Below are 503 nucleotides of genomic sequence, written 5' to 3' on the forward strand. Positions count from 1 at the left end.
GAGGAGCGAGGAGCTGCGCCTGGTCGAGCTCGAGCGCAACAAATATCTCGGCCTGTTCCAGAAGGGCTTCATCGACGGCACGAAGGTCTACAACATCAACCGCGAATGGGCCCGCCTGCTCGGCGAGCGCGGCGAGATCGAAGCCTCGATCGCCCGYGCCCGGCTGCGCGTCAGCGACGCCCGCCTCCAGATCATCGCCGTCGACGAGACCGCCCGCACCGAGGCCCAGCGCGAGCTGCGCCAGGTCGAGGCCAAGGTCTCCGAGCTCAGCGACCGGCGGCTCGCCAGTGAGGACCGGCTCTCACGCTCCGAGATCCGCGCCCCGATCGCCGGCATCGTCAACGAGTTGACCGTCTTCACCGTCGGCGGCGTCATCACCCCGGCTGCCCGTCTCGCCACCATCGTACCGGGCGAGGCCAAGCTCACCGTCGAGGTCAGGATCGCGCCGACCGATATCGACCAGGTCAGGCCGGGCCAGCCCGCCCGCCTGCGCTTCTCCGCCT

The 503-nt window shown here is 69.7% G+C and carries 1 pseudogene; it reads left to right on the top strand.

Annotation, left to right across the window (positions count from 1 at the left end):
• Positions 1–503 (top strand): annotated as a pseudogene (locus AB4118_RS34140) (HlyD family efflux transporter periplasmic adaptor subunit); the annotation flags it as partial.

Origin of the sequence: Allobosea sp. 2RAB26, assembly GCF_052115465.1 — a bacterium.
Taxonomy (GTDB): domain Bacteria; phylum Pseudomonadota; class Alphaproteobacteria; order Rhizobiales; family Beijerinckiaceae; genus Allobosea.